Source organism: Nocardioides sp. CCNWLW216, from assembly GCF_037120545.1.
Taxonomy (GTDB): domain Bacteria; phylum Actinomycetota; class Actinomycetes; order Propionibacteriales; family Nocardioidaceae; genus Nocardioides; species Nocardioides lianchengensis.
On sequence record NZ_JBBBBJ010000011.1, the window covers coordinates 164,017 to 188,525 of the forward strand.

Consider the following 24,509-nt stretch of genomic DNA (forward strand, 5'->3'; position numbering starts at 1 on the left):
CTGTCGCCCATGGTCGACTCCCCCTCACCCGCCACCGTCGCCGTACACGCCGGGCGCCCGCCCCACGAGGCCGACGAGCCCCTGAACACCCCCATCACGATGGCCTCGACGTTCGTCGGCGGCGGCGAGCGGGAGTACGGCCGCTGGGGCAACCCGACGTGGCAGGCCTTCGAGGCCGCCCTCGGTGCTCTCGAGAGCGGCCGGGCGCTGGCGTTCTCGTCGGGCCTGGCCGCCGTCTCGGTCGTCCTCGACCTGGTCGGTCAGGGTGCCAAGGTCATCGCGCCGGCACACTCCTACAACGGCACCATCGCGCAGCTGGCCGACCTCGAGGCCCGCGGCCGGATCACCACCGAGCTGGTCGACATCACCGACACCGCCGCGTTCGTGGCGGCCTGCGACGACGCCGCCCTGGTCTGGCTCGAGTCGCCGACCAACCCCGCGCTCGAGCTCGGCGACATCGAGACCATCGCCGCTGCGGCCCACGAGGCCGGGGCGTACGTCGTCGTCGACAACACCTTCGCCACGCCGCTGCTGCAGAAGCCGCTCGAGCTCGGCGCCGACATCGTCGTGCACTCCGCGACCAAGTACCTCGCCGGTCACAGCGACGTGCTCATGGGCGCGCTGGTCACCAACGACGACGCACTGTACGGCGTCCTGAAGGGCCGTCGCGACCTGCTCGGCGCCGTACCCGGCACCTTGGAGGCCTTCCTCGCCCTGCGCGGGATGCGCACGCTGCACCTGCGGGTCGAGCGCGCCCAGGCCAACGCGACGGAGCTGGCCGCTCGGCTGGGCGCGCACCCGGCCGTGTCCGAGGTCCGCTACCCGGGCTTCGGCGGCATCGTGTCGATCGTCCTCGCCGGCGGCGCCATGGCCGCCGACCTGCTCACCCACTCCACCGACCTCTGGGTCTACACGACCAGCCTCGGGGGTGTGGAGTCGACCTTCGAGCGCCGCCGACGCTGGAAGTCCGAGCCCGCGACCATCCCCGACGCCCTGGTCCGACTCTCCGTCGGCATCGAGGACGTCGAGGACCTCTGGTCCGATCTGCAGCAGGCCCTCGACCGCCTCCCCTGACCGTTCCGGCGCGCACCAGGCCGGCGATCGGCCCACCGGGTGTCGACACGCTCCGTCGCTGCTCGACCACCGTCAGACTGACTGATCTCGTCCCTCGATCAGTCAGTCTCAGCCTTGGTGTCGCGGGCGAGGAGGGCGTCCATCAGGTCGGCGGCGGTGAGCCGGCCGGCGACGACGTCGTCGACGTGCTGGGCGATCGGGGCGTCCACGCCGGCCTGCTCGGCGAGGGCCCGCAGCGAGGCGCAGGACTTGGCCCCCTCGGCCACCTGGCGGGTGGAGGCGTAGATGTCCTCCGAGGTCATGCCCTGCCCGAGCTTCTCGCCGAACGTCCGGTTGCGCGACAGCGGCGAGGAGCAGGTGGCGACCAGGTCGCCCAGCCCGGCCAGCCCCATCAGGGTCAGCGGGTTGGCACCGAGGCGCATCGCCAGCCGGGCCGTCTCGGCCAGGCCCCGGGTGATCACCGACGCGGTCGTGTTGTCGCCGAAGCCGAGACCGACGGCCATGCCGACGGCCAGGCCCACGACGTTCTTGTAGGCCCCGCCGAGCTCGCAGCCGAGGACGTCGACGGAGGTGTAGGGACGGAAGGCCGGCGAGTGGCAGCGGGCCTGCAGCATTCGTGCGACGTCCTCGTCCTCGCAGGCCACCACGGACGCGGCGGGCTCGCGGCGGGCGATCTCCTTGGCGAGGTTGGGCCCGCTGATGACCGAGATCCGCTCCGGGCCCGCACCCGTGACCTCGGCGATCACCTCGCTCATCCGCTTCAGGGTGCCGAGCTCGACGCCCTTCATGAGCGAGACCATCACCGCGTCGTCGGAGAGGTACGGCGCCCACTCGGTCAGGTTGACCCGCAGCGACTGCGACGGCACCGCGAGGACGACCACGTCCGCGCCGGCGAGCGCCTTCTCGGCGTCGTGGGTCGCGGTGACGGTCGGTGGGAGCTGGACGCCGGGGAGGTACTCGACGTTCTCGTGCTCGTCGTTGATCGTCGCGCACACCTCCTCGCGACGCCCCCACATCGTGACCTCGTTGCCGCCGTCGGCGAGGACGACGGAGAACGCGGTCCCCCACGATCCCGCGCCGAGGACGGCGACCTTGCCGGTGGTGGAGATCGGGCTCATGCAGGGTCCTCCCCCGGGTCGTGGCGGTGCGGGTTGCCGGTCTCTCGTACGCCGGCCCGCCGCATGTCGAAGCGCTCGGCCGGGGCCGTCTCGCCGCGGATCTGCTCCACCAGCGTGACGATGGCGGCCATGATCCGGTCGGTCGCCTGCTGCACGACCGGCGGGGTCGCCTCGACGGCCAGCAGGTCGTCGAGGTCGACCGGGTCCCCGACCAGCATCCGGATCCGCTTGCGCGGGAACAGGTCGGGCCTCGTCGCGTACGGCGCCAGCAGCTCCTGGGCGCCCCACTGACCGATCGGGATGACCGGGCACCCGGTCGCGAGCGCGATCCGGGCGGCGCCGGACTTGCCGGTCATCGGCCACCCGCCCGGGTCGCGGGTGATCGTGCCCTCGGGGTAGACCACGACGCACTCGCCGGCCCGGACGGCGGCCACGGCGGCGTCGTACGCCCCGATGGCGTTGACGCTGAGCCGCTCCACGGGGATCTGGCCGGCCGCCCGCAGGAAGAAGCCGAGGGCCCGGTTGCGGAAGAGCCCCGACTTCGCGAGGTACCGCGGCACCCGGCCGTGGTCCCAGACGATGTGCGCGGCGGTCAGCGGGTCCACGTGGGAGATGTGGTTGAGCACGAGGATGCAGCCGCCACTCGCGGGGATCCTCTCACCACCGGTCCACTCGTGCGTGGTGGTGGCCAGCAGCGCGGGTTTCACGATGGGGACGGCGAGGTGCCACGCCCAGCCACGTTTCTGCTGCAGCTTGCGAACCTTCAACGCGCTCCCTCGTCTGTTTCGTGACCTGTCCCACGTCCGAACGCAGGCTACTCGGTCAGCGGGGCGACGATCGCGCGCCCGACCTGACAGGATCGTCCCGATGTCCGTCCCGTCCCCCGAGCCCCGGCGCTTCGCGCTGCTCGTGCCCGTGAAGCCTCCGGCCCTCGGCAAGTCGCGGTTGGTCGGCCTGCCCGACGACGTACGACGCGAGCTCGCCGCCGCGTTCGCCCTCGACACCGTGGCCGCGTGCCTCGCCGCCGACCTCGTCGGGGCGGTCCTGGTGGCGACCGACGACGCCTCGTTCTCGGCCCGGCTCTCGGCCCTCGGGTGCCCGTCGATCCCGGACGGCGTCACCGGCGACCTGAACGGCAGCCTGCGCCAGGCGGCCGCCGAGGCCCGGCGCCGCTGGCCCGACCTGCAGCCGGTCGCCCTGTGCGCCGACCTGCCCGCCCTCCTGCCCGCCGACCTGGACGCCGCGCTCGCGCAGGTGGGCGACGAGCCTGCCTACGTGCCCGACGCGGCCGGCCTGGGCACCACGCTCTACACGGCGCCCTGGGACCGTTTCGAACCGCGCTTCGGCGAGGGCTCGCGGGACGCGCACGACCTGCAGGCGTTCGCGATCGCGCTGGACGCCGCGACCCTGCGGCGCGACGTCGACGACCTCGACGATCTGCGCGACGCCGTGACGCTGGGCGTCGGTCCCCGCACCGGCATGCTCACTCGCGACCTCTGACCCACCGCTCGGACGGCGACGGGGCCGCCCCCGTCACCGGAGGCGGCCCCGTCATCCGCGCGAGGAGCTCAGGCCTTCTTGGCGGTCGTCTTCTTCGCCGGTGCCTTCTTGGCCGCGGGGGCCTTCTTGGCGGTCGTCGTCTTCGTGGCAGTGGGCGTCTTCGCCGCGGTCTTCTTCGCCGGAGCCGACTTCTTCACCGCCGGCGCGGCCTTCTTCGCCGGAGCCGACTTCTTCGCGGCGGGAGCGGTCTTCTTCGCCGAAGCCGACTTCTTCGCGGCCGGAGCAGCCTTCTTGGTAGCCGTCGTCGCCTTCTTCGCAGGCGCAGCCTTCTTCGCAGCCGGCGCCGCCTTCTTCGCAGCCGGCGCCGCCTTCTTGGCGGGCGTGGCCGCCTTCACGGCAGCGGCCGGCGCGGCCTTGGCGACGGCCAGGGTCAGCTTGGGCAGCTTCTTGGCGCCGGAGACGACGTTCTTCAGGTCCGCGCCGGGGGTGAACTTGGGCACCGACTTCTTCTTGGCCTTGATCCGTTCGCCCGTCTGCGGGTTGCGCACCCACCGCGCGTCGCGCACCCGCTTCTCGAAGGAACCGAACCCGGTGATGGCGACCTTCTCGCCCTTCGCCACCTCGCGGGTGATCGTGTCCAGGACGGACTCGAGCGCGTGGGCCGCGGCCTTCTTGTTCCCCTCGTAACGCGCCGCCAGCGCGTCGATGAGCTGTGACTTGTTCACGATCTTCCCTTCGGAGGAGCTGCTCGGACCGAGCCCGTGCCCGATCTTCTCCTGGCACGCTAGGTAGTCGTGGCGACCGTCACAATCACCACGCCGCGTCCGGAGCGACTTTTTTGCGCCGTCGTACGGGGTCTCAGGACTCCAGGAAGCGCAGCAGCTCGGCGTTGAAGCGGTCCGCGTGGCTGACGTTGAAGCCGTGCGGGGCGCCCTCGACGACGACCAGGGTGCTCCCCTCGATCGCCTCCGCGCTCCGCTTGCCGGAGACCTCGAACGGCACGATCGCGTCGGAGTCGCCGTGAATCACGAGCGTCGGTACGTCGACCCGCGCGACGTCCTCGCGGAAGTCGGTCGTGCCGAACGCCTCGATGCAGCCGACCACGGCCTCGTCACGCGCGGCGCTCGCGAGCCGGAGCGCTTCCTGGCGCTGCTCCTCGGTCACCTTCAGCTCGCCGTCGACGGAGAAGAAGCCGGTCGTGAAGCCGTCGAGGAAGCCCTCGCGGTCGCCCGCCGCGCCGTCCTTCATCTCGTCGACGTCCGCGCGACCCAGCCCGCCGTCGGGGTTGTCCTCGGTCTTCAGCAGGTACGGCGGCACCGCGCCCGCGAGCACCGCGCCGGTGACCCGGCCGGCCGCGTTGTGCTGCGCGGCGTACCGCACGACCTCGCCGCCCCCCATCGAGAACCCGACGAGTACGGCGTCGCGCAGGTCGAGGCCGTCCACCAGACCGGCCAGGTCGGCCGTGAACGTGTCGTAGTCGTAGCCGGACTCGGGCTTGTCGGACTCGCCGAACCCGCGCCGGTCGTAGGTGACGACGCGGTAGCCCGCGTCGCTCAGCGCCGGCACCTGCTCCGACCACGACGCGCCGCTCAGCGGCCAGCCGTGGACCAGGACGACGGGACGGCCGATGCCGCCGGTGTCGGTGTAGTGGAGGGTGATGCCGTTCGACGCGATGGTCGTCACGTGTGAGTCCTTCCGTCCGGATGTTGAGTACCTCGACTAGTTCGGTACCCAACTCCGGACGGATGGCTCAGGCGTGCTGCGAGACCGGCTTCCAGCGCGGCCGCTCGGCCTCGAACGACGAGATGTCGGCCTCGTGCCCGAGGGTGATCCCGATGTCGTCGAGCCCCTCCAGGAGCCGCCACCGGGTGTAGTCGTCGATGTCGAAGGAGTCCTCGATCGCGTCGACGCCCTCGCCCGCCCGGACGGTCCGCGACTCGAGGTCGACGGTGATCACGCCCCCGGGGTTGTCCTCGAGGAAGTCCCAGAGCTTCTGGACGACCTTCTCGTCGACCTGGGCGGCCAGCAGGCCGGCCTTGCCGGAGTTGCCGCGGAAGATGTCGGCGAACCGGGCGGAGATGACGACCTTGAAGCCGTAGTTCTGCAGCGCCCAGACGGCGTGCTCGCGCGACGAGCCGGTGCCGAAGTCCGGTCCGGCGACGAGCACCGAGCCGGCGGCGTAGACCGGGTTGTTGAGCACGAAGGACGGGTCGTTGCGCCAGGCCGAGAACAGGCCGTCCTCGAAGCCGGTGCGGGTGACCCGCTTGAGGTAGACGGCCGGGATGATCTGGTCGGTGTCGACGTTGCTCCGCTTGAGCGGGACGCCGACGCCGGTGTGGGTCGTGAACTTGTCCATGTCAGCTCCCGTTCAGTTCGTCGCCGCGGCGGGCACCAGGTCCGCCGGCGAGGAGAGGGTGCCGCGCACGGCGGTGGCCGCGGCGACCGGGATCGACACCAGGTGCGTGCGACCGCCCTTGCCCTGCCGACCCTCGAAGTTGCGGTTGGAGGTCGACGCGCTGCGCTCGCCCGGCGCCAGGGTGTCGGGGTTCATGCCCAGGCACATCGAGCAGCCGGCGCCGCGCCACTCGGCGCCCGCCTCCTTGAAGATCACGTCCAGACCCTCGCCCTCGGCCTGCAGGCGCACCCGCGCCGAGCCGGGGACGACGAGCAGGCGGGTGCCGTCGGCGACCTTGTGCCCCTCGATCACCTCAGCGGCGAGCCGCAGGTCCTCGATCCGCCCGTTGGTGCAGGAACCGATGAAGACGGTGTCGACCGCGACCTCTCGCATCGGCATGCCGGCCTCGAGGCCCATGTACTCGAGGGCTCGCTCGGCGGCGATCCGGTCCTGCTCGTCCTCGAACTCCGAGGGGATCGGCACGGTGGCGCCCAGCGGGATGCCCTGGCCGGGGTTGGTGCCCCAGGTGACGAACGGCGTCATGGTCGAGGCGTCGAGCACGATCTCCTTGTCGAAGACGGCGTCCTCGTCGGTGACCAGCGTCTTCCAGTGCGCGACCGCGGCGTCCCAGTCGGCACCCTTCGGCGCGTGCGGGCGGCCCTCGATGTAGTCGAAGGTCTTCTGGTCGGGCGCGACCATGCCGGCCTTCGCGCCCCACTCGATGCTCAGGTTGCACAGGGTCATCCGGCCCTCCATCGAGAGCTCCTCGACGGCCTGGCCGCGGTACTCCACGATGTAGCCCTGGCCGCCACCGGTGCCGGTGTGGGCGATCAGGGTGAGCGCCATGTCCTTGGCGGTGACACCGGCGGGCAGGCTGCCGGTGATGGTGACGGCCATGGTCTTGGGCTTGGCCTGCATCAGGGTCTGGGTCGCCAGGACGTGCTCGACCTCGGAGGTGCCGATGCCGTGCGCGATGGCCCCGAACGCGCCGTGGGTGCTGGTGTGGCTGTCGCCGCAGACGATGGTCATGCCCGGCTGGGTGAGGCCCAGCTGGGGACCGATGATGTGCACGATGCCCTGGTCGGCGTCGCCGAGCTTGTGGATCGGGACGCCGAACTCCTCGGCGTTCCTGCGCAGCGTCTCGACCTGCGTGCGCGAGACCGGGTCCGCGATCGGCTTGTCCCAGTCCAGCGTGGGGACGTTGTGGTCCTCGGTCGCCAGGGTGAGCTCGGGGTGGCGCACCGGCCGCCCGGCCAGTCGCAGGCCGTCGAAGGCCTGCGGCGAGGTCACCTCGTGCACGAGGTGGAGGTCGATGTAGAGCAGGTCCGGCTCCCCAGGGGTCGATCGCACGACGTGCTCGTCCCACACCTTCTCCGACAGGGTCCTACCCATGATCACTCCCTCGTGACGTACCGCTCCTGACTCTCGAAGAGTACGCCGTCATCCCATGATCTGAGACGTCGGTCTCGACATGCAAGACATGCGGACGACGGCCCGGCCGCGGGTGCGGCGCGCGTCACACCCCTTGCATCCCATGATCCGAGACGGGAGTATTGGCATATGGACAACTCCAGCGGCGTGGGCGTGCTCGACAAGGCGGCTCTCGTGCTCACCGCTCTCGAGTCCGGGCCGGCGACGCTCGCCGGCCTGGTCGCGGCCACCGGCCTGGCCCGCCCGACCGCGCACCGGCTCGCTGTCGCGCTGGAGCACCACCGGCTCGTCGCCCGCGACATGCAGGGCCGCTTCGTCCTGGGCCCGCGCCTGGCCGAGCTCTCCGCCGCCGCCGGCGAGGACCGCCTGCTGGCCACGGCGGGCCCGGTCCTGGCCCGGCTGCGCGACATCACCGGCGAGTCCGCCCAGCTGTGGCGCCGCCAGGGCGAGCACCGCGTCTGCGTGGCCGCCGCCGAGCGACCCAGCGGGCTGCGCGACACGATCCCGGTCGGCTCCCAGCTGACCATGCGCGCCGGCTCGGCCGCCCAGGTGCTGCTGGCCTGGGAGGACCCGGAGCGGATGCACCGCGGGCTGCAGAACGCCGCCTTCTCCGCGGCCGCCCTCTCCGGCATCCGCCGGCGCGGGTGGGCCCAGTCGGTCGGCGAGCGCGAGCAGGGTGTCGCGTCGGTCTCGGCGCCGGTGCGCTCCCCCAGCGGCAAGATCATCGCGGCCGTCTCGGTCTCGGGTCCGCTGGAGCGGTTGTCCCGCCAGCCCGGCCGCATGCACGCGCCCGCCGTGCTGGCCGCGGCCGAGCGACTCTCCGAGTCGTTGCGTCGCGCCGCAGCGGAGTAGCCGGCTCAGCCGATCCGGCCGAGCCTCAGACCGGCGAGCATCAGGCAGGAGATGGTCTCGCTGTCGTGGATCTCGCCGGTGCGCACCAGGTCCAGCGCCTCGGCCCAGGGCACCTCGAGCACCTCGGAGATGCCCTCCTCCTCCAGGCTCCCGCCCCCCACGTCCTTGAGACCCTGGGCGAGGAACACCTCGGCACGCGCGTCCGCGACCCCGTTGAGCGCGAAGACCTGACCCAGGTGGGTCCACGTGGTCGCCGTACGGCCGGTCTCCTCCCGCAGCTCCCGGCCCGCCGCGACCAGCGGGTCCTGGCCGTCGGAGCCACCGGCGGGGACCTCCAGGGACTCGCGACCGATCGTGTAGCGGAAGAGCCGGACGAGCAGGACCGCACCGTCCTCCGTCACGGGTACGACGAACGCCGCCGGGTGCCGGACCTCCGTGACGCCGTAGATGCCGGTGCTGCCGTCCGGCCGCGTGACGTCGTCCTCGCGGACCCGCACCCACGCGTTCTCGTAGACCGTCCGGGTCCCGTGCGTCTGCCAACCGCTCATGTCCCGAGCATCGCAGGGGCCGACCTGCTCAGAACAGCGCGTCCTGCTCCAGCCCCAGAAGCAGCTGTTTGCGCTCCAGCCCGCCGGCGTAGCCGGTGAGGGTTCCGTTGGCGCCGATCACCCGGTGGCACGGGATCACGACCGGGATCGGGTTGCGCCCGTTGGCCAGCCCGACCGCGCGGGACGCGGCGTTGGTCATGCCGAGCCGGTGCGCGACCTGCCCGTACGACGCGGTCTCGCCGTACCCGATCGCGCAGAGCTCGGTCCAGACCCGCTGTTGGAAGTCGCTGCCCTCCGGGGCGAGGGGCAGGTCGAACTCCTTCAGGTCGCGGGCGAAGTAGGCGGTCAGCTGGCGCGCGGCCTCGACGAGCACCGGGTGCGCGTCGTCGCGTGCTCCGCGCACGCGGCCGTCGCCCTCGCGGAACGGGGAGAACTCGATCGCGGTGATCGCGTCGTGGCGCTCGACGAGCCGGAGCTCGCCGATGGGTGACTCGAGGACGGTCCACATGGGTCAGCTCTCCTGACGGTCGGGGTCGGTGGCGGGCGGCATGAGCGTGTTCCAGAGGTGCATGAGGGCGTAGGAGCGCCAGGGCCGCCAACGCTCGCTCCCGGCGATCACCGACGCCGGGTCGTGCCCGAGCCCGGCGAGGGCGTTGCGCACGCCCACGTCGGTGGGCAGGAACAGGTCGGGGTGGGCCAGGGCACGCATGGCGACGTAGTCGGCGGTCCACGGGCCGATGCCGGGCAGCTCGAGCAGGCGGCGTCGTACGTCGTCGCGGTCGGGGCCGCGGTCGAGCGCGACCTCGCCGGAGGCCAGCGCCGCGCAGAGCCCGACCAGCGCCCGGCCACGGGCCCGCGGCATCGGCAGCATCTCCGGGTCGACCCCGGCCAGGGTCGCCACGTCGGGGAAGAGGTGGGTGAGGCCGGGGATGTCCGTCTCGACCGGAACGCCGTGGGCCGCGACCAGCCGGCCGGTCACCGTGCAGGCGCCGACGACACTGACCTGCTGGCCGATCACCGTCCGGACGGCGACCTCGTCACCGTCGACCTGCCCGGGCACCCGGAGCCCGGGGGTGGCGCGGGCGAGCGGACCGATGACCGGGTCGCCGGCGAAGTGGTCGCCGACCGCCAACGGGTCGCAGTCCGCGTCGACCAGCCGCCGGGCGCGCTCGACGGCCGCCGCGGTGTCGCGCAGGTCGGTGAGCGCGAACGTCGCGGTCACGAAGGCGGTCTCGCCCGCAGCCGTGGTGTCGTCGGCGTCGAGGCGGACGGTGCCGGGACCGTGCGGGAGCGTCAGGGTGCGGGCGTACCAGCCGGGTCCGGCGACCTCGACCCCCGGGATCAGGTGGTAGGCGAGGAAGTCGATCAGCGCCCGCCCCGCGAACGGGGTGCGTACGGCGAGCCGCATCGAGACGGTGCCGGTGGCCGGCCGTCCGCCCGTCCGGCGCCCACGCAGCTGGGTCGGGCTGGCGGCGTACACCTCGCGGATCGTGTCGTTGAACTGCCGCACGCTGGAGAAGCCCGCGGCGAACGCCACGTCGGTGTGCGGCAGGGCCGTGGTCTCGATGAGCACGCGCGCGGTCTGGGCCCGCCGCGCCCGGGCCAGCGCCAGCGGGCCGGCGCCCAGCTCGGCGGTGAGGATCCGGCTGAGGTGGCGCGGCGTGTAGCCGACCCGCCGGGCCAGGCCGTCGACCCCCTCGCGGTCGACCACCCCGTCCGCGATGAGGCGCATCGCGCGGCCGGCCGCCGACGCCGAGACGTCCCAGTCCGGGCTGCCCGGGGTCGCGTCGGGCAGGCAGCGCTTGCAGGCGCGGTAGCCGGCCGCCTGGGCCGCGGCCGCACTGACGTGGAAGGTGACGTTGGCGGACGCGGGGGTCCGCGCCGGGCAGCTGGGCCGGCAGTAGATGCCGGTGGTGCGGACCGCGGTGTAGAAGACGCCGTCGAAGCGCCGGTCGCGCGACTTCACCGCGCGATAGCAGGACTCGGCGTCGAGCTGGCTCGCCGTGGTCGTCGTCATGACCTCATCCTCCCCCATCCCCCTGACCACGGCTGGCGGGAATCGGACACGGCGACGCCAGCCGGTGGAGCCTGAGAGATTGTCAAGAATGTGTGACAGGTGAGGTCATCCGGCCGATATCCGAGCACCGGACTGTCACCATGTCCCCGTGGCCGACGACGAGCAGCCGCCGGCCGCGCCGGCACCCGCGCAGCAACCGCGCCGGAAGGGCCGCCGTCGGCGGCGCCTCTCCCCCGTGCTCACGGTCATCCTCGTCACCCAGCTCGTCGTGGCGGTGCTGACCGCGACCACGGTCTACGCGTTCGTGCGCCAGCTCGACGACACACTGCCGCCAGGGGTGGAGATCCCGCACGTCGAGGGCGAGAAGCCCGAGGTGGAGGGGCCGAAGGAGCCGCTCAACATCCTGGTGATGGGCTCGGACACCCGGACCGGGGAAGGCAACCAGATCGACGGCGAGTCGGGCAGCGACGGCTCGGACACCACCATGCTCCTGCACGTCTCCGCCGACCGGAAGGAGGCATACGGCGTCAGCCTGCCCCGCGACGCGATCGTCGACCGGCCCGACTGCGTGGACGAGGACGGCCGGGACGTGCCGGGCGCGGACGACGTCATGTTCAACACCGCGTTCTCCGTCGGCGGGCCCCTGTGCACCATCCAGATGGTGGAGACGTTGACCGGCGTCTACGTCGACCACTTCATCGTCCTCGACTTCCGTGGCTTCAAGGCCATGGTCGACGCCGTCGACGGCGTCCAGGTCTGCCTGCCCAAGGAGGTCGACGACCCCGAGCACGGGATCTACCTGCCGGCCGGCACCCACGAGCTCACCGGACAGCAGGCCCTCAACTACGTCCGCGAGCGCTACACGCTCTCGGTGACCGGCGACATCGGCCGGATGAAGCGCCAGCAGGCCTTCGTCGCCTCGATGATCAACAAGGTGCTGTCGGCCAACACGCTGAGCCAGCCCACCAAGGTGCGCAACTTCCTCAAGGCCGTCGTCGGCTCGATCCAGGTGGACGACGAGCTCGACCGCGTCAAGGATCTCGCCGACCTGGCGATGCAGTTCCGGGAGACCGGCCTGAGCAACATCAAGTTCATCACGGTGCCGATCGAGGAGTACCCCCTCGACCCGAACCGCCTCCAGTGGACGACCGACGCCGATCGGCTGTGGAAGCGGATCATCGCCGACGCCCCGCTCGGCCGGACCCTCAGCGGCGGCAGCATCAGCGCCGCGAAGCCGCCGACCAGCGAGTCGCCGAGCACGTCCCCCGACGCGTCCCCCGACACCGGCGCCAGCGCTACTCCCGAGCAGGAGGAGCAGGCCGAGACCGAGCGGGCCGAGGCCCTCGCCAACGGCCTCTGCGCCTAGCGAGGCCGCGCCCCGCAGGAGTCCTCCCCGGATCAGCGCAATTGCGCCGGTTACGGGCCAGTAGCAGGCCTACCGGCCCGTAGCCGACGCAATTGCGCTGTTCGTGGAGCGCGGTCGGGCGGATGCGCGGGCGGGTACGCAGAAGGGCCCGGATCCTGGTGGATCCGGGCCCTTCTCGGTCTGTACCCCCGACCGGATTCGAACCGGCGCTACCGCCTTGAGAGGGCGGCGTGCTAGGCCGCTACACAACGGGGGCTTTGCTCTCGCGAGCAACCTGCGAAACCCTAGCAAGGCTGTTGTTTCGCACAAAATCGCGGTCATTCCGGCGTCGGAACCACCGCGATCTCGCTGGGATACTAGGACTCGAACCTAGAATAACTGGACCAGAACCAGTCGTGTTGCCAATTACACCATATCCCACTGCAGCGCCAGTTCGGCCCCGCTGAGCTCGTCTCCGAGCCGAGAAGAAACCTTACACGCGAGGCCCGGAGGCCTCCAATTCGGCCGGCTCCGAGCGTGTCCTCAGGCCGGTCGCCCGGGCGACCAGGAGGGTCAGGGCGAGGAAGGACAGCGACTGGGTGAGGGTCACCGGGAGGTTCCACCAGCTCGCCGCCGTCGGGTTCAGGACGGTGGCCATCTCGCCGAAGGCCAGCGCGACGCCGAACGCCAGGAAGTTGTTGAGCACGTGCATGGCGATGCCCGCCTCGAGGCCCCCGGTCAGGACGACGAGCAACCCGGCCACGATGCCGAAGGCCAGCCGGTCCACGAAGATCGGCGGGTCCTGGGCACCGTGGGCGAGGGCGAAGAGCACGGCCGGGCCGAGCACGGCGAGCCAGGGTGAGCGCACCAGACCGCCGAAGGCCTGGGTGAGGTAGCCGCGGAAGACGTACTCCTCCCCCGCGGCCTGCAGCGGGGTCAGCAGCACGATGATCAGCAGGAAGTCGCGGGTCGTGCGGGTGAAGTCGTTGACGCTGCCACTGATCTGGGTGCCGTCGGCCTGGGCCGGCACCAGGGCGCTGACCACGACGGTCATCAGCAGGGACACGATCGCCAGGCCGAAGCAGGCCGCCAGCCAGCCCCATCGGATCCGCGGGGCGACCGAGGCCAGCCAGCGCGGCTTCAGCCCGTGCAGCGCCCGCATCAGCAGCCAGGTCACCGGGATCAGGCCGGCGATCGCCACGTTGAGGTAGGCCAGGGCCAGGGGGGTCACCCGGTCGGTGTCGAGCATCCGCTCGACCGTCGAGCCCACGTCGGCGCCGGAGACCGCGATGCCGACGGTGAAGACCACCAGGACCACCACCGGCACCACGAGGACGAACGCGCCGAGCAGGCAGACCACGCCGACCAGCGGCCGCCACCAGGCCCACGGGCCGAGCCGGTGCAGCCGGTGGTACTCCATCCCCCGCGCCCGGTCAGCCGAGCGCGGAGCGCAGCCGCGCGAGACTGCGCTCGCGGCCCAGCAGCTCCATCGATTCGAACAGCGGCGGCGAGACCCGCTTGCCGGTCACCGCCACCCGGACCGGGCCGAACGCGTTGCGGGGCTTGATCCCGAGCTCGTCCACCAGCTTGGCCTGGAGGGCGTCCTGGATCGCGGCCGTCGACCACTCCGCGAGCGGCTCGACCGCGTCGTACGCCGCCTGCACGACCTGGCGGCCGTCGTCGGTGAGGACCTTCTCGACGTCGGTCTCGTCGCGCGTGAAGTCGGCCTCGTCGACGAAGAGGAAGCCGAGCATGGCGACGGCCTCGGTGAGCTTGTTGATCCGCTCGGCGATCAGGGGCATCGCCTGCTCGAGGAGCTGGGCGTCGGCGTCCGAGACCGGGTCGCCGACGACACCGGCGTCCTTCAGGTAGGGCAGCACCCGGTGCGTGATCTCCTCGAGCGGGAGCAGCCGCATCTGGGAGACGTTGATCGCCTCGGCCTTCTTCAGGTCGAAGCGGGCCGGGTTGGGGTTGACGTCCTTGATGTCGAACGCCTCGACCATCTCCTCCAGCGAGAAGATGTCGCGGTCGCCGGAGATGGACCAGCCCAGCAGCGCGAGGTAGTTGAGCAGGCCCTCGGGCAGGAAGCCCTGGTCGCGGTAGGCCAGCGCGTGCGCCTCGGGGTCGCGCTTGGAGAGCTTCTTGTTGCCCTGGCCCATCACGTAGGGCAGGTGGCCGAACTGCGGGGTCTGCTTCGCGATCCCGAGCTCGGTCAGGGCGGCGTACAGGGCGAGCTGGCGGGGCGTGCTGGAGAGCAGGTCCTCGCCGCGCAGCACGTGGGTGATCTCCATCAGCGCGTCGTCGACCGGGTTGACGAGGGTGTAGAGCGGGTCGCCGTTGGCGCGGGAGAGCGCGTAGTCGGGGACGTTCTCGGTCTCGAAGGTGATGTCGCCGCGGACCAGGTCGGTCCAGGTGATCGAGCCGTCGGGCATCCGGAAGCGCACGACCGGACGCCGGCCGTCGGCCACGAACGCGGCGACCTGCTCCTCGGTCAGGTCGCGGCAGAAGCCGTCGTAGCCCATCACCTTGGAGCCGGAGGCCTTGCGGCGCGCGTCGACCTCCTCGTTCGTGCAGTAGCAGTCGTAGGTGTACGACGACCCGCGCAGCCGGGTCAGCGCGTCGGCGTACAGCTCGCCCCGCTCGCTCTGGAAGTACGGCGCGTGCGGGCCGCCGACCTCGGGCCCCTCGTCCCAGTCGAGGCCGAGCCAGCGCATCAGGTCGACGAGGGCGTCATACGACTCCTGGGTCGAGCGGGCCTTGTCGGTGTCCTCGATGCGGAAGACGAAGGTGCCACCGTGGTGGCGGGCGAAGGCCCAGTTGAAGAGGGCGGTGCGGACGAGTCCGACGTGGGGGCTGCCCGTGGGGGACGGGGCCATGCGGACGCGGACGGTCATCGGGGAGGTCACCTTGCCTTGACGGTGTTCGTGAGGGATCCGAGCCCGGCGATCGAGATCTCGACCTCGTCGCCGACGCTCATGGGGCCGACACCCTCGGGGGTGCCGGTGAGGATGACGTCGCCCGGGAGCAGCGTCATGATGCTGGAGACGTGCGCGATCAGCGCGGGGATGTCGAAGACCATGTCGGCAGTGCTGCCGTCCTGGACCGTCTCCCCGTTGAGGTGGGTCTGGACCCGGACGCCGTCCTTGAACGTCTGCGGGTCGAGATCGGTCTCGATCCACGGGCCCAGCGGGCAGAACGAGTCGAAGCCCTTGGCCCGGGTGAAGTGGCCGTCCCGGCGCTGCAGGTCGCGCGCGGTGACGTCGTTGGCGATCGTGTAGCCGTGGATGACGTCGGTGGCCTTCTCGACCGGGACGTCGCGGCAGATCCGGCCGATCACCACCGCCAGCTCGCCCTCGTAGTGCACCTCGCTGCTCTGCGGCGGGTAGAAGATCGGGTCGCCGGGGCCGACCACGCTGGTGTTCGGCTTCAGGAACATGATCGGCTCGCTCGGGACCTCGTTGCCGAGCTCGGCGGCGTGGGCCGCGTAGTTGCGGCCGATCCCGACCACCTTGCTGCGCGGCAGCACCGGCGCGAGGAGACGCACGTCCTCGAGCCGGTGCTCCTGGTCGAGCAGCTTGACGCCGACGTACAGCGGGTCGCCGGCGAGGGCCACGACGACACTGTCCTCGGAGGGCTGGCCGAACTGGTCGACCTCCCCCGTCACGACGCCGTACTGGGGATCCTCGCCCGTGGTGAACCTCGCGATACGCACCATCCGACCCTAGCGGCCTAGGCTCGTGCCTCGTGGAGGTGCTGGAGAGAGCGACCTGGCGCGCGTGCGCCAGCGCACACGCGGCCCGCGTCGACGCCTTCGTCGCCCCGCACCTGGCCCGGCGCGAGTCGGGGGTCAAGCACCCGGTCCACGACTTCCTGTTCACCTACTACTCCCAGCGCCCGGCCCAGCTGCGCCGCTGGCACCCGGGGTACGGCGTCCGGCTGCTCGACGCGCCGGAGTACGACGGCCTGAAGGGCTACGACGACGGCGCCGTGACCGCGTCGTACGTCGTCGCGCAGCGGCCGCTGCTGGAGTCGGTGCACCGGCTGCTGGCCGCGACCGCCGCCCGCCCGGCGAACTTCGGCTGCTTCGGCCTGCACGAGTGGGCGATGGTGCATCGGCTGGCGGACGACGAGACCCGGCACGCCGACTGGCCGCTGCGGCTCGGCGGGGCCGGCACCGACGCGGTCGTCGAGTCGCACCGGATCGCCTGCTCGCACTTCGACGCCTACCGGTTCTTCACTCCCACGGCCCGGCCGCTGAACACCCTCGCCCCCACCGCCGCCGACCGGCCGGACTTCGAGCAGCCCGCCTGCCTGCACGCCGGCATGGACCTCTACAAGCACGCCTTCCGGCTCACGCCGATGATCAGCTCGGACCTGGTCGCGGACTGCTTCGAGCTGGCCCGCGACATCCGGGTCCTCGACATGCGGGCCTCGCCGTACGACCTGGCGGACCTGGGCTTCGAGCCGATCCCGATCGAGACCGCCGCCGGCAAGGCCGCGTACGCCGAGGCCCAGCGCGGCTTCGCCGAGCGCGGCGCTCCCCTGCGGGCCCGGCTGGTGGCGAAGTGCGAGCGGCTGCTGGCGGCGACGCCCCGAGATCACGCGCGCAAAGGTTCATCGGCTGGCCGATGAACCTCCCGCCGGGACGATGAACCTTCATCGTCCAAGCGGGAGAGCTGTCGGCCAGCCGATGAAACTCTCCGACGCGCGGGCTGAGCGGGCGCTCAGCCGACGGGGACCCCCGGGCGCCGTACGGCGAGGGCGACGAGCACGGCGGCGGCCGAGATGGCGCCGCCGAACAGGAAGGCGGTGTGGATCCCGTCGGCCGTGGCCTGGACGAGCGAGAGCCCCTGCTCCTGGCCCGACACCTGACCGCGGGTCATCACCGTGACGAACAGCGCGGTGCCGGCGGCGCCGGCGACCTGCTGCAGGGTGGAGACCGTCGCGCTGCCGTGGGAGTAGAGGTGCTGCGGCAGCGAGCCGAGGGCCGAGGTCATCAGCGGGGTGAACATGAGGGCGAGGCCGACGCTGAGCAGCACGTGCACGGCGATCACCACGGCCTGCGTGCTGCCCGGGTCGAAGGTCGTCATCAGCCACAGCGCGACCGAGGCGATCGCCGCACCGGGCGCCACCAGGGGACGCGGGCCGACCCGGTCGAAGAGACGTCCGACGATCGGCGCGAGGAGGCCCATGGCCAGGCCACCCGGCAGCAGGACCAGGCCGGCCTCGAGCGTCGAGAGGCCGAGCACCGACTGCAGGTAGATCGGCAGCAGGATCAGGGTGCCGAAGAGCGCCATCATGCTGACCGCGACCAGGGCGACCGCGACGGCGAAGGTGCGGCTGGCGAAGGTGCGAACGTCGAGCAGGGCCCGCTCCCGCAGGGCGAGCTGCCGCCACACGAACGCGGCCAGGGCGGCCGCACCGACGACCAGCGGCACCCACGGCGACACCGGGGTGTGCCCGGAGGCGGCCTCGCCGATGCTGCTGAGGCCGTAGACGAGGCCGCCGAACGCGAGGGCCGACAGCACGACCGAGAGGACGTCGAGCGGGGCCCGGACCGGCTCGGTGACGTTGCGGACCCAGGCGGCGCCGAGGGCGAGCGACAGGAGGGCGATCGGCAGCACCAGCCAGAACATCCAGCGCCAGTCGAGCTGGTCCAGCACGATGCCCGAGATGGTCGGTCCGACGGCCGGCGCCACCGAGATGACGATCGAGATGGTCCCCATCATCCGGCCCCGGCGCTCGGGCTCGACGATGGTCAGGATCGTCGTCATCAGCAGCGGCATCATCAGCGCCGTGCCGACCGCCTGGACGACCCGGGCGGCGACCAGCACCTCGAAGGTGGGCGCCGCACCGGCCAGCGCCGTCCCGATCGAGAACGAGATCATCGCCGCCAGGAAGACCTGCCGCAGCGTGAACCGGCGCAGCAACCAGCCGGTGATCGGGATGACCACGGCCATCGTCAGCAGGAAAGCCGTGGTCAGCCACTGGGCGGCGGTCGCCTCGACCCGGAACTCCCTCATCAGCTCCGGGAGCGCGACGCCCATGATCGTCTCGTTGAGGATCACGACGAAGGCCGACCCGACGAGCAGGGCGACGAGGGGCCCGACCCGGACGCCCGGAGGCAGCGAGGGACGGACGGGGTCCACGGTGGTGGCGGTCACGGAGATCTCCTGTCGTACGGCGGCGCGTGCCAGTCTGGCAGTCACTGCCAACTCGGCAGGCGCTGACATCATTCCCGCTAGCATGGGGCGATGACCGAGGCCCTGCACGAGCGCCGTCGCCACCGCACGGAGCGCGAGATCCGCGCGGCCGCGCTGACCCTGTTCGAGGAGCGCGGCGTCGACGGCACCACGGTCGACGACATCGCGCGCGAGGCGGGCGTCTCCCCCCGCACGGTCTTCCGGTACGCCGCCACCAAGGAGCGCGCCGCCCTGATCCCGGAGCCCGACGTCGAGCGCCAGGTCGACCACGCCCTGGCCGCCCTCGATCCGACCGCACGGCTCGTCCCCCAGCTCGAGCGGCTCTGGCGCGACGTGCTCGCCACCTTCGAGGACGGCCGCAGCGAGGCCGGGCGGGAGGCGCTGCGCCTGTGGCGCCTGGTCCCGCGCGAGCCGCGCCTGCTGCTGGCCGCGCTCGCCGTCGACGAGGAGCGCCTGGCCCGCACCCAGGCGGCGCTGGTCGAGCGGCTCGAGCTCGACCCGCTGACGACCCGGGTCGTGCTGGAGAGCACGGGCGCCGTGGTCCGGGTCGCGCTGGACCGCTGGGCGGGCGACCCCGACGGCCCCGGGCTCGTCCCGACGTACGACGCCGCCTGCGAGGCTCTCCGGCGGCACGCGGGCTGAGGACCTGCGGCCCTACCGGCGGGGACCGGGGCGGCGCACGATGGCGCCATGGGGAGACCCGTTCCGCAGTGCCCGATCAGGCCGGGCGAGCCGTGCTCGCTCTGCGAGCCCGGCGCGACCGGGCCGCAGGACTGCGGCCTGGTCTGGCTGGTGATGACCGACCCGGAGCTGCGGGAGCGGTTGGCCGAACTCCGGTCGCGAGCGCGGACCGGTGTGACGATCGTCCCAGATGCCGGGTCACGGGTTGAACTCGCCCGAACGGGTACCCCTAAGGTGAGGCTTACCTAACTCCTTGCTCGGAAGGACGACTCGGTGTCCGTTTCCCCTGCCCAGAACCGTCGGGACGACCCCCCTCCCCCGGACCTGCACCACCTCTTGCACCCCGACCACCTCGACTCGTACGTCGACACGATGCGCCTCGGCGTGGACCACCTGGCCGACACCATGCGCCGCCTCGCCGGCCCCGCGACGGGCGTGCAGCCGGAGCAGGCCGCCAAGCCGGTCGCCGACGTCGACCTCGACGTCCCGCTCGGCGACCCCGCGGCCGCGCTGGCCGAGATGAGCCGGGTCTACCTCGACGACGCGATCTGGTTCCACGACCCGGCCTACGCCGCGCACCTCAACTGCCCGGTCGTGGTCCCGGCGCTGCTGGCCGAGGTCTTCGTCAGCGCGGTGAACTCCAGCCTCGACACCTTCGACCAGAGCGTCGGCGGCACCTTCGTCGAGCGGCACCTCGTCGACTGGACCGCCGGTCGGATCGGCTTCGGTCCGGGTGCCGACGGCATCTTCACCAGCGGCGGCACCCAGTCCAACCTGCAGGGCCTGCTCCTGGCCCGCGATCACGCGCTCGCGAAGACCGTCCACGGCGACCCCAGCCGGCTGCGGATCCTGGCCAGCGCCGACGCGCACTTCTCGGTGCAGAAGGCCGCCCGGCTGCTCGGCCTCGGCGACGAGGCCGTCGTCGCGGTGCCGGTCGGCCGCGACCGCCGGATGAGCGTCGCCGCCCTGGCGGGTGCGCTCGACGACCTGACGAGGTACGGCCTCTCCCCCATGGCCGTCGTCGCCACGGCGGGCACGACCGACTTCGGCGCCATCGATCCGCTGGGCGCGATCGCCGCGCTGGTCCGCCGGCACCGCACCTGGCTGCACGTGGACGCGGCGTACGGCGGCGGGCTGCTCGTCTCCCCCACCCGGCGGCACCTGCTGGCCGGGATCGAGCAGGCCGACTCGGTGACCGTGGACTACCACAAGACCTGGTTCCAGCCGGTCTCCGCCAGCGCCCTGCTGGTGCGCGACGGCCGCCACCTCGGCCACGTCACCTGGCACGCCGACTACCTCAACCCGAAGGACCCGGAGGGGATCCGGCACCCCAACCAGGTCGACAAGAGCCTGCAGACCACCCGCCGCTTCGACGCGCTGAAGCTCTGGATGACCCTGCGGACCATGGGCCCCGACGCCATCGGCGGGTACGTCGACACGGTCGTCGACCTGGCCCGCCGGGCGTACGACGCCCTCGCCGACGACCCGGTGATCGAGCTGTGCGCCGAGCCGGGGCTGAGCACGCTGGTGCTCCGCTTCCGCCCCGAGGGCCTGGGCGAGGAGGCGGCCGACCGACTGCAGCCGCGGATCCGGCAGACCGTCTACGAGCGCGGGACCGCGATGGTCGCCGCCACCAAGGTCGACGGTCGCTGCTGGCTCAAGCTCACCCTGCTCAACCCGCTCGCGACCCTCGACGACGTGCTGGCCGTGACCGACAGCCTCGGCGCCGTGGGCCGCGAGCTGATGAGGGAGGCGGCATGACCCCGGGCGGCACGTACGACTTCGTGGGCATCGGCCTCGGCCCGTTCAACCTCGGCCTGGCCTGCTTGACCGACCCGGTCGACGAGCTGGACGGCGTCTTCCTCGAGGCCCGCGACGAGCTCGCCTGGCACCCCGGGATGATGCTGCCGGAGGCCACCCTGCAGGTGCCGTTCCTGGCCGACCTGGTGACCATGGCCGACCCGACCTCGCGCTGGTCGTTCCTGAGCTACCTGAAGGAGACCGGCAGCCTCTACCCGTTCTACATCCGCGAGTCGTTCTACCCGCTGCGCAGCGAGTACGACGACTACTGCCGCTGGGCGGCCGAGCGGCTCGACTCGGTCCGCTTCGGCCAGGCCGTCACGCGGGTCGAGTGGGACGGGGCGGCGTACGTCGTCTCGACCGCCGCCGGCGACTCGTTCCGCGGGCGCCGGCTGGTGCTGGGCGTCGGGACCAGGCCGCGGATCCTCGACTGCGTCCGCGAGGCGGGCGGCCCGGCGATCCATTCCGCGCAGTACCTCGACCACAAGGCCGAGCTGCAGCAGCGCGACTCCATCACCATCGTCGGCAGCGGGCAGAGCGCGGCCGAGATCTACCAGGACCTGCTGGCCGAGTCGGCCGACCACGACTACCGGCTGACCTGGCTGACCCGCAGCCCGCGGTTCTTCTCGATGGAGTACACCAAGCTCACCCTCGAGCTGACCTCGCCGGAGTACACGTCGTACTTCCAGGGGCTGCCGGAGCTGACCCGGGCCCGGCTGCTGCGCGACCAGCGCTCGCTCTACAAGGGCATCAGCGGCGACCTGGTCGACGACATCCACGACCTGCACTACCGGCTGCGCGTGCAGGGCGAGGGGCCGCGCACGACCCTGGTCACCAACACCGCGGTGACGGGTGCCCGCTGGGACGGGTCGTCGTACGAGCTCGACCTGCACCACGAGGAGACCGACGAGGACTTCGGGCTGCGCACCGACGGGCTGGTCCTTGCGACCGGCTACGCGGCGCAGGTGCCGGAGTTCCTGGAGCCGGTGCGCGACCGGATCCGCTGGGACGACCAGGGTCGGTTCGCGGCGTCGTCGACGTACAGCGTCGACCACGGCGACCGCGAGATCTACGTCCAGAACGCCGAGGAGCACACGCACGGCTTCGTGGCGCCCGACCTCGGCATGGGGGCCTACCGCAACTCGGTGCTGGTCGCCGCGCTGACCGGCCGTGAGGTCTACCCGATCGAGAAGCGGATCGCCGTGCAGAGCTTCGGCGTCCCCGACCACCTGAGGAGGAGCGACCACTCATGACGCCGAAGGCAACGCTTGAACCCCTGGACCTCGACCGCGACCTGGCCCTGCTGCACGCCTGGGTCACCCACCCCCGCTCGGTCTACTGGGAGATGCAGGGCGCGTCGCGCGAGGACGTGGCGACCGAGTACGCGCGGGTCGTGGCCGACCCCCACCACCACGCCTGGCTGGGCCGGGTCGACGGGGAGCCGGCGTTCCTGGCCGAGACCTACGACCCCGCGCACTCGCCGCTGGCCGAGCTGCCCGAGGTCCGGCCCGGCGACCTCGGCATGCACGTCCTCGTCGCCCCGAGCGACACCCCCGTCGCCGGGTTCACCCGACTGGTGTTCCGGGCCGTGCTCGACCACTGCTTCGCGGACCCCGCCGTACGACGGGTCGTGGTCGAGCCGGACGTCCGCAACGCGAAGATCGCCGCCCTGAACGCCGCCTTCGGCTTCGTGGTCGCGCGCGCCGTGGAGCTGCCGTCCAAGACCGCCGCGCTCTCCTTCTGCACCCGCGCGGCCTACGACGGTCCGGCCGCCCACCTGTCCCCCGCGCGGCTGGCGACCGCCCAGCGGCACTTGGTCGCGAAGGCCATCAGCGAGTACGCCCACGAGCGGATCGTCACGCCGGTGCCCGACGCCGACCAGTGGCGGCTGAGCGCGCCCGACGGCGGCTCGTCGTACACCTTCGCCGCGCAGCGGCTGGCCCTCGAGCACTGGGCGATCGACGAGGCCTCGCTCACCCGGTGGGTCGACGGCGCGCCGGCCGACCTCGACGCGCAGCGGTTCGTCACCGAGTTCGCCGGTCTGCTCGGCATCCCGGACGCGCTGCTGCCGACGTACCTGGAGGAGATCGCCAGCACCCTGGCCAGCTCCTGCTGGAAGCTCGCGCACTCCACCGCGACCGTCGCCGAGCTGCTGGACGCCGACTACCAGGCGGTCGAGGCCGCGATGACCGAGGGCCACCCGGGCTTCGTCGCCAACAACGGCCGGATCGGCTACGACCTCGACGACTACGCGGCCTACGCGCCCGAGACGGGCAGCGCGGTCCGACTGGAGTGGCTGGCCGCCCGGCGCTCGAAGGCCCGGCTCTCGATCGGCGAGGGCCTCTCCGAGGCCCGCCTGTACGACGGGGAGCTGGACGCGACCACCCGGGCGGGCTTCGCCGCGACCCTGCGCGGGCTCGGTCTGGAACCCGACGACTACCTCTACGTGCCGGTCCACCCGTGGCAGTGGCGCCACCAGCTGGCGATCACCTTCGCGCCGGACCTGGCCCGCCGCGACCTGGTCCACCTCGGGACCGGGCCCGACGACTACCGCGCGCAGCAGTCGATCCGCACCTTCTTCAACACCTCGCGGCCGGACCGGCACTACGTGAAGACGGCGCTGTCGATCCAGAACATGGGCTTCAAGCGCGGGCTGTCGCCGCGCTACATGGGCGCCACGCCGGCCATCAACGACTGGGTGCACCGTGTGGTCGAGGACGACCCGACCCTGAAGGCCTGCGGCTTCGCGGTGCTGCGTGAGCGGGCCGCGATCGGCTACACCGGGGACGCGTTCCACGCCCTGGAGGTGCGCTCGCCGTACCAGAAGATGGTCGCGGCGCTGTGGCGCGAGAGCCCGGTCCCGCTGCTGTCCCAGGGCGAGCGGCTGGCCTCGATGACCTCGCTGCTGCACCGCGACGCGAGCGGCGGATCCCTGGTGGGCGCCCTGATCGAGGCAGCGCCGGTGGACGCGACCGCGTGGGTGCGCAGCTACCTGCACGCCTACGTCCGGCCGGTCGTGCACTGCCTGCTCGCCCACGAGCTCGCGTTCATGCCCCACGGCGAGAACCTGGTGCTGGTGCTGCGCGACCACGTGCCGGTCCGGGCGCTGATGAAGGACGTCGGCGAGGAGGTCTGCGTGATGGACTCCTCGATCCCGGTCCCGGAGGAGGTCGAGCGGATCCGTGCCGACGTGCCCCAGGACATCCGGGCGCTGGCCCTGCACACCGACGTCTTCGACGGGTTCCTGCGCCACCTCGCCGCGATCCTCGACACCGACGGGGTGCTGCCCGAGGCCGACTTCTGGGCCGAGGTACGGCGCTGCGTGGAGCAGCACGCCGAGGAGCACCCGGAGCTGGCCGCGCGGATCGCCGCCTACGACCTGCAGCGGGCCGAGTTCAAGCACAGCTGCCTGAACCGCCTGCAGCTGCTCAACACCCTGGAGATGGTCGACATCGCCGACCAGGCCTCCTCGCTGCAGTACGCCGGCACGCTGGTCAACCCGATCGCCCGGGAGTAGCCGGCGCGCGGCCGTCGTACGCTGTCGG

The 24,509-nt window shown here is 72.1% G+C and carries 23 protein-coding genes and 2 tRNA genes; 10 read left to right on the forward strand and 15 right to left on the reverse strand.

What is annotated here, in order from left to right:
• Positions 1-9 precede the first annotated feature (9 nt).
• Positions 10-1,074: a trans-sulfuration enzyme family protein gene (locus V7S47_RS21600; protein ID WP_336563504.1), complete on the forward strand. Its 1,065-nt coding sequence runs from the start codon at positions 10-12 to the stop codon at positions 1,072-1,074.
• Positions 1,075-1,172: 98 nt separating this feature from the next.
• Here the strand turns inward: V7S47_RS21600 and V7S47_RS21605 are convergent, their stop codons facing one another.
• Both V7S47_RS21605 and V7S47_RS21610 read right to left on the reverse strand, forming a co-directional pair.
• Positions 1,173-2,192 carry an NAD(P)H-dependent glycerol-3-phosphate dehydrogenase gene (locus V7S47_RS21605; protein ID WP_336563505.1) on the reverse strand — a complete coding sequence of 340 codons (1,020 nt, stop codon included), beginning with the start codon at positions 2,190-2,192 and terminating at the stop codon, positions 1,173-1,175.
• The gene (locus V7S47_RS21610) at positions 2,189-2,959 is read right to left on the reverse strand and encodes a lysophospholipid acyltransferase family protein (RefSeq protein WP_336563506.1); all 771 of its coding nucleotides are present in this window, start codon (positions 2,957-2,959) and stop codon (positions 2,189-2,191) included. The genes V7S47_RS21605 and V7S47_RS21610 overlap by 4 nt, the downstream gene beginning before the upstream one ends.
• 100 nt (positions 2,960-3,059) lie before the next feature.
• Here V7S47_RS21610 and cofC point away from each other — a divergent pair, with 100 nt between their 5' ends.
• Complete coding sequence (cofC, locus tag V7S47_RS21615) at positions 3,060-3,692, forward strand: 2-phospho-L-lactate guanylyltransferase (protein ID WP_336563507.1); 633 nt, start codon at positions 3,060-3,062, stop codon at positions 3,690-3,692.
• Between the two features lie 68 nt (positions 3,693-3,760).
• Here cofC and V7S47_RS21620 read toward each other — a convergent pair whose 3' ends face one another.
• The 4 genes from V7S47_RS21620 to leuC form a co-directional block, all read right to left on the reverse strand.
• Positions 3,761-4,417: an HU family DNA-binding protein gene (locus tag V7S47_RS21620; protein WP_336563508.1), complete on the reverse strand. Its 657-nt coding sequence runs from the start codon at positions 4,415-4,417 to the stop codon at positions 3,761-3,763.
• A gap of 133 nt (positions 4,418-4,550) precedes the next feature.
• Positions 4,551-5,375, reverse strand: coding sequence for an alpha/beta fold hydrolase (locus V7S47_RS21625; protein ID WP_336563509.1), 825 nt, complete (start codon positions 5,373-5,375; stop codon positions 4,551-4,553).
• A 67-nt stretch (positions 5,376-5,442) separates the two neighbouring features.
• Positions 5,443-6,048 carry a 3-isopropylmalate dehydratase small subunit gene (gene leuD / locus V7S47_RS21630; protein ID WP_336563510.1) on the reverse strand — a complete coding sequence of 202 codons (606 nt, stop codon included), beginning with the start codon at positions 6,046-6,048 and terminating at the stop codon, positions 5,443-5,445.
• 12 nt (positions 6,049-6,060) lie between these two features.
• Positions 6,061-7,479 (reverse strand): 3-isopropylmalate dehydratase large subunit, encoded by a 1,419-nt coding sequence (gene leuC / locus V7S47_RS21635; protein WP_336563511.1) that lies wholly within the window; start codon positions 7,477-7,479, stop codon positions 6,061-6,063.
• Positions 7,480-7,647: 168 nt separating this feature from the next.
• Between leuC and V7S47_RS21640 the strand changes: the two genes are divergently transcribed.
• A complete protein-coding gene (locus V7S47_RS21640; protein ID WP_090852934.1) occupies positions 7,648-8,370 on the forward strand; it encodes an IclR family transcriptional regulator in 723 nt (240 codons plus the stop codon).
• A 5-nt stretch (positions 8,371-8,375) separates the two neighbouring features.
• On the opposite strand, the gene V7S47_RS21645 is transcribed toward V7S47_RS21640, so the two are convergent.
• Genes V7S47_RS21645 through V7S47_RS21655 form a run of 3 tightly spaced genes read right to left on the reverse strand, consistent with a single transcriptional unit; the run spans position 8,376 to position 10,935 of the window.
• A complete protein-coding gene (locus V7S47_RS21645) occupies positions 8,376-8,918 on the reverse strand; it encodes an NUDIX hydrolase (RefSeq protein WP_336563512.1) in 543 nt (180 codons plus the stop codon).
• Between the two features lie 28 nt (positions 8,919-8,946).
• A complete protein-coding gene (locus V7S47_RS21650) occupies positions 8,947-9,426 on the reverse strand; it encodes a methylated-DNA--[protein]-cysteine S-methyltransferase (RefSeq protein WP_336563513.1) in 480 nt (159 codons plus the stop codon).
• Between the two features lie 3 nt (positions 9,427-9,429).
• Positions 9,430-10,935: a DNA-3-methyladenine glycosylase 2 family protein gene (locus V7S47_RS21655; RefSeq protein ID WP_336563514.1), complete on the reverse strand. Its 1,506-nt coding sequence runs from the start codon at positions 10,933-10,935 to the stop codon at positions 9,430-9,432.
• A 148-nt stretch (positions 10,936-11,083) separates the two neighbouring features.
• On the opposite strand from V7S47_RS21655, the gene V7S47_RS21660 reads away from it, so the two are divergent.
• Positions 11,084-12,301 (forward strand): LCP family protein, encoded by a 1,218-nt coding sequence (locus V7S47_RS21660; RefSeq protein WP_336563515.1) that lies wholly within the window; start codon positions 11,084-11,086, stop codon positions 12,299-12,301.
• Positions 12,302-12,484: 183 nt separating this feature from the next.
• Here V7S47_RS21660 and V7S47_RS21665 read toward each other — a convergent pair.
• The 5 genes from V7S47_RS21665 to V7S47_RS21685 all read right to left on the reverse strand — a co-directional run bounded on the left by V7S47_RS21665 (position 12,485) and on the right by V7S47_RS21685 (position 15,992).
• Positions 12,485-12,557: transfer RNA gene (locus V7S47_RS21665), tRNA-Glu, on the reverse strand.
• Between the two features lie 92 nt (positions 12,558-12,649).
• A tRNA-Gln gene (locus tag V7S47_RS21670) sits at positions 12,650-12,721 on the reverse strand.
• Between the two features lie 52 nt (positions 12,722-12,773).
• Entirely contained in the window at positions 12,774-13,700 is a 927-nt protein-coding gene (locus V7S47_RS21675; protein WP_336563516.1) for a CPBP family intramembrane glutamic endopeptidase, read from the reverse strand.
• A gap of 13 nt (positions 13,701-13,713) precedes the next feature.
• On the reverse strand, positions 13,714-15,174 hold the full coding sequence (gene gltX, locus V7S47_RS21680) for a glutamate--tRNA ligase (protein WP_336563517.1): 1,461 nt from the start codon (positions 15,172-15,174) through the stop codon (positions 13,714-13,716).
• 8 nt (positions 15,175-15,182) lie between these two features.
• Positions 15,183-15,992 (reverse strand): fumarylacetoacetate hydrolase family protein, encoded by an 810-nt coding sequence (locus V7S47_RS21685; RefSeq protein WP_336563518.1) that lies wholly within the window; start codon positions 15,990-15,992, stop codon positions 15,183-15,185.
• A gap of 32 nt (positions 15,993-16,024) precedes the next feature.
• On the opposite strand from V7S47_RS21685, the gene V7S47_RS21690 reads away from it, so the two are divergent.
• A complete protein-coding gene (locus V7S47_RS21690; RefSeq protein WP_336563519.1) occupies positions 16,025-16,912 on the forward strand; it encodes a 3-methyladenine DNA glycosylase in 888 nt (295 codons plus the stop codon).
• A gap of 92 nt (positions 16,913-17,004) precedes the next feature.
• Here V7S47_RS21690 and V7S47_RS21695 read toward each other — a convergent pair whose 3' ends face one another.
• Positions 17,005-18,444, reverse strand: coding sequence for an MDR family MFS transporter (locus V7S47_RS21695; RefSeq protein ID WP_336563520.1), 1,440 nt, complete (start codon positions 18,442-18,444; stop codon positions 17,005-17,007).
• 90 nt (positions 18,445-18,534) lie between these two features.
• Between V7S47_RS21695 and V7S47_RS21700 the strand changes: the two genes are divergently transcribed.
• The 5 genes from V7S47_RS21700 to V7S47_RS21720 are packed head-to-tail and all read left to right on the forward strand — an operon-like array spanning position 18,535 to position 24,481.
• The gene (locus V7S47_RS21700) at positions 18,535-19,125 is read left to right on the forward strand and encodes a TetR/AcrR family transcriptional regulator (RefSeq protein ID WP_336563521.1); all 591 of its coding nucleotides are present in this window, start codon (positions 18,535-18,537) and stop codon (positions 19,123-19,125) included.
• A 48-nt stretch (positions 19,126-19,173) separates the two neighbouring features.
• Entirely contained in the window at positions 19,174-19,413 is a 240-nt protein-coding gene (locus V7S47_RS21705; RefSeq protein WP_336563522.1) for a DUF6767 domain-containing protein, read from the forward strand.
• Between the two features lie 24 nt (positions 19,414-19,437).
• Positions 19,438-20,925 carry a pyridoxal phosphate-dependent decarboxylase family protein gene (locus tag V7S47_RS21710; RefSeq protein WP_336563523.1) on the forward strand — a complete coding sequence of 496 codons (1,488 nt, stop codon included), beginning with the start codon at positions 19,438-19,440 and terminating at the stop codon, positions 20,923-20,925.
• On the forward strand, positions 20,922-22,217 hold the full coding sequence (locus tag V7S47_RS21715; RefSeq protein WP_336563524.1) for a lysine N(6)-hydroxylase/L-ornithine N(5)-oxygenase family protein: 1,296 nt from the start codon (positions 20,922-20,924) through the stop codon (positions 22,215-22,217). Before V7S47_RS21710 ends, V7S47_RS21715 begins: the two co-directional genes overlap by 4 nt.
• Complete coding sequence (locus V7S47_RS21720; protein WP_336563525.1) at positions 22,214-24,481, forward strand: GNAT family N-acetyltransferase; 2,268 nt, start codon at positions 22,214-22,216, stop codon at positions 24,479-24,481. Before V7S47_RS21715 ends, V7S47_RS21720 begins: the two co-directional genes overlap by 4 nt.
• Positions 24,482-24,509: the final 28 nt, after the last annotated feature.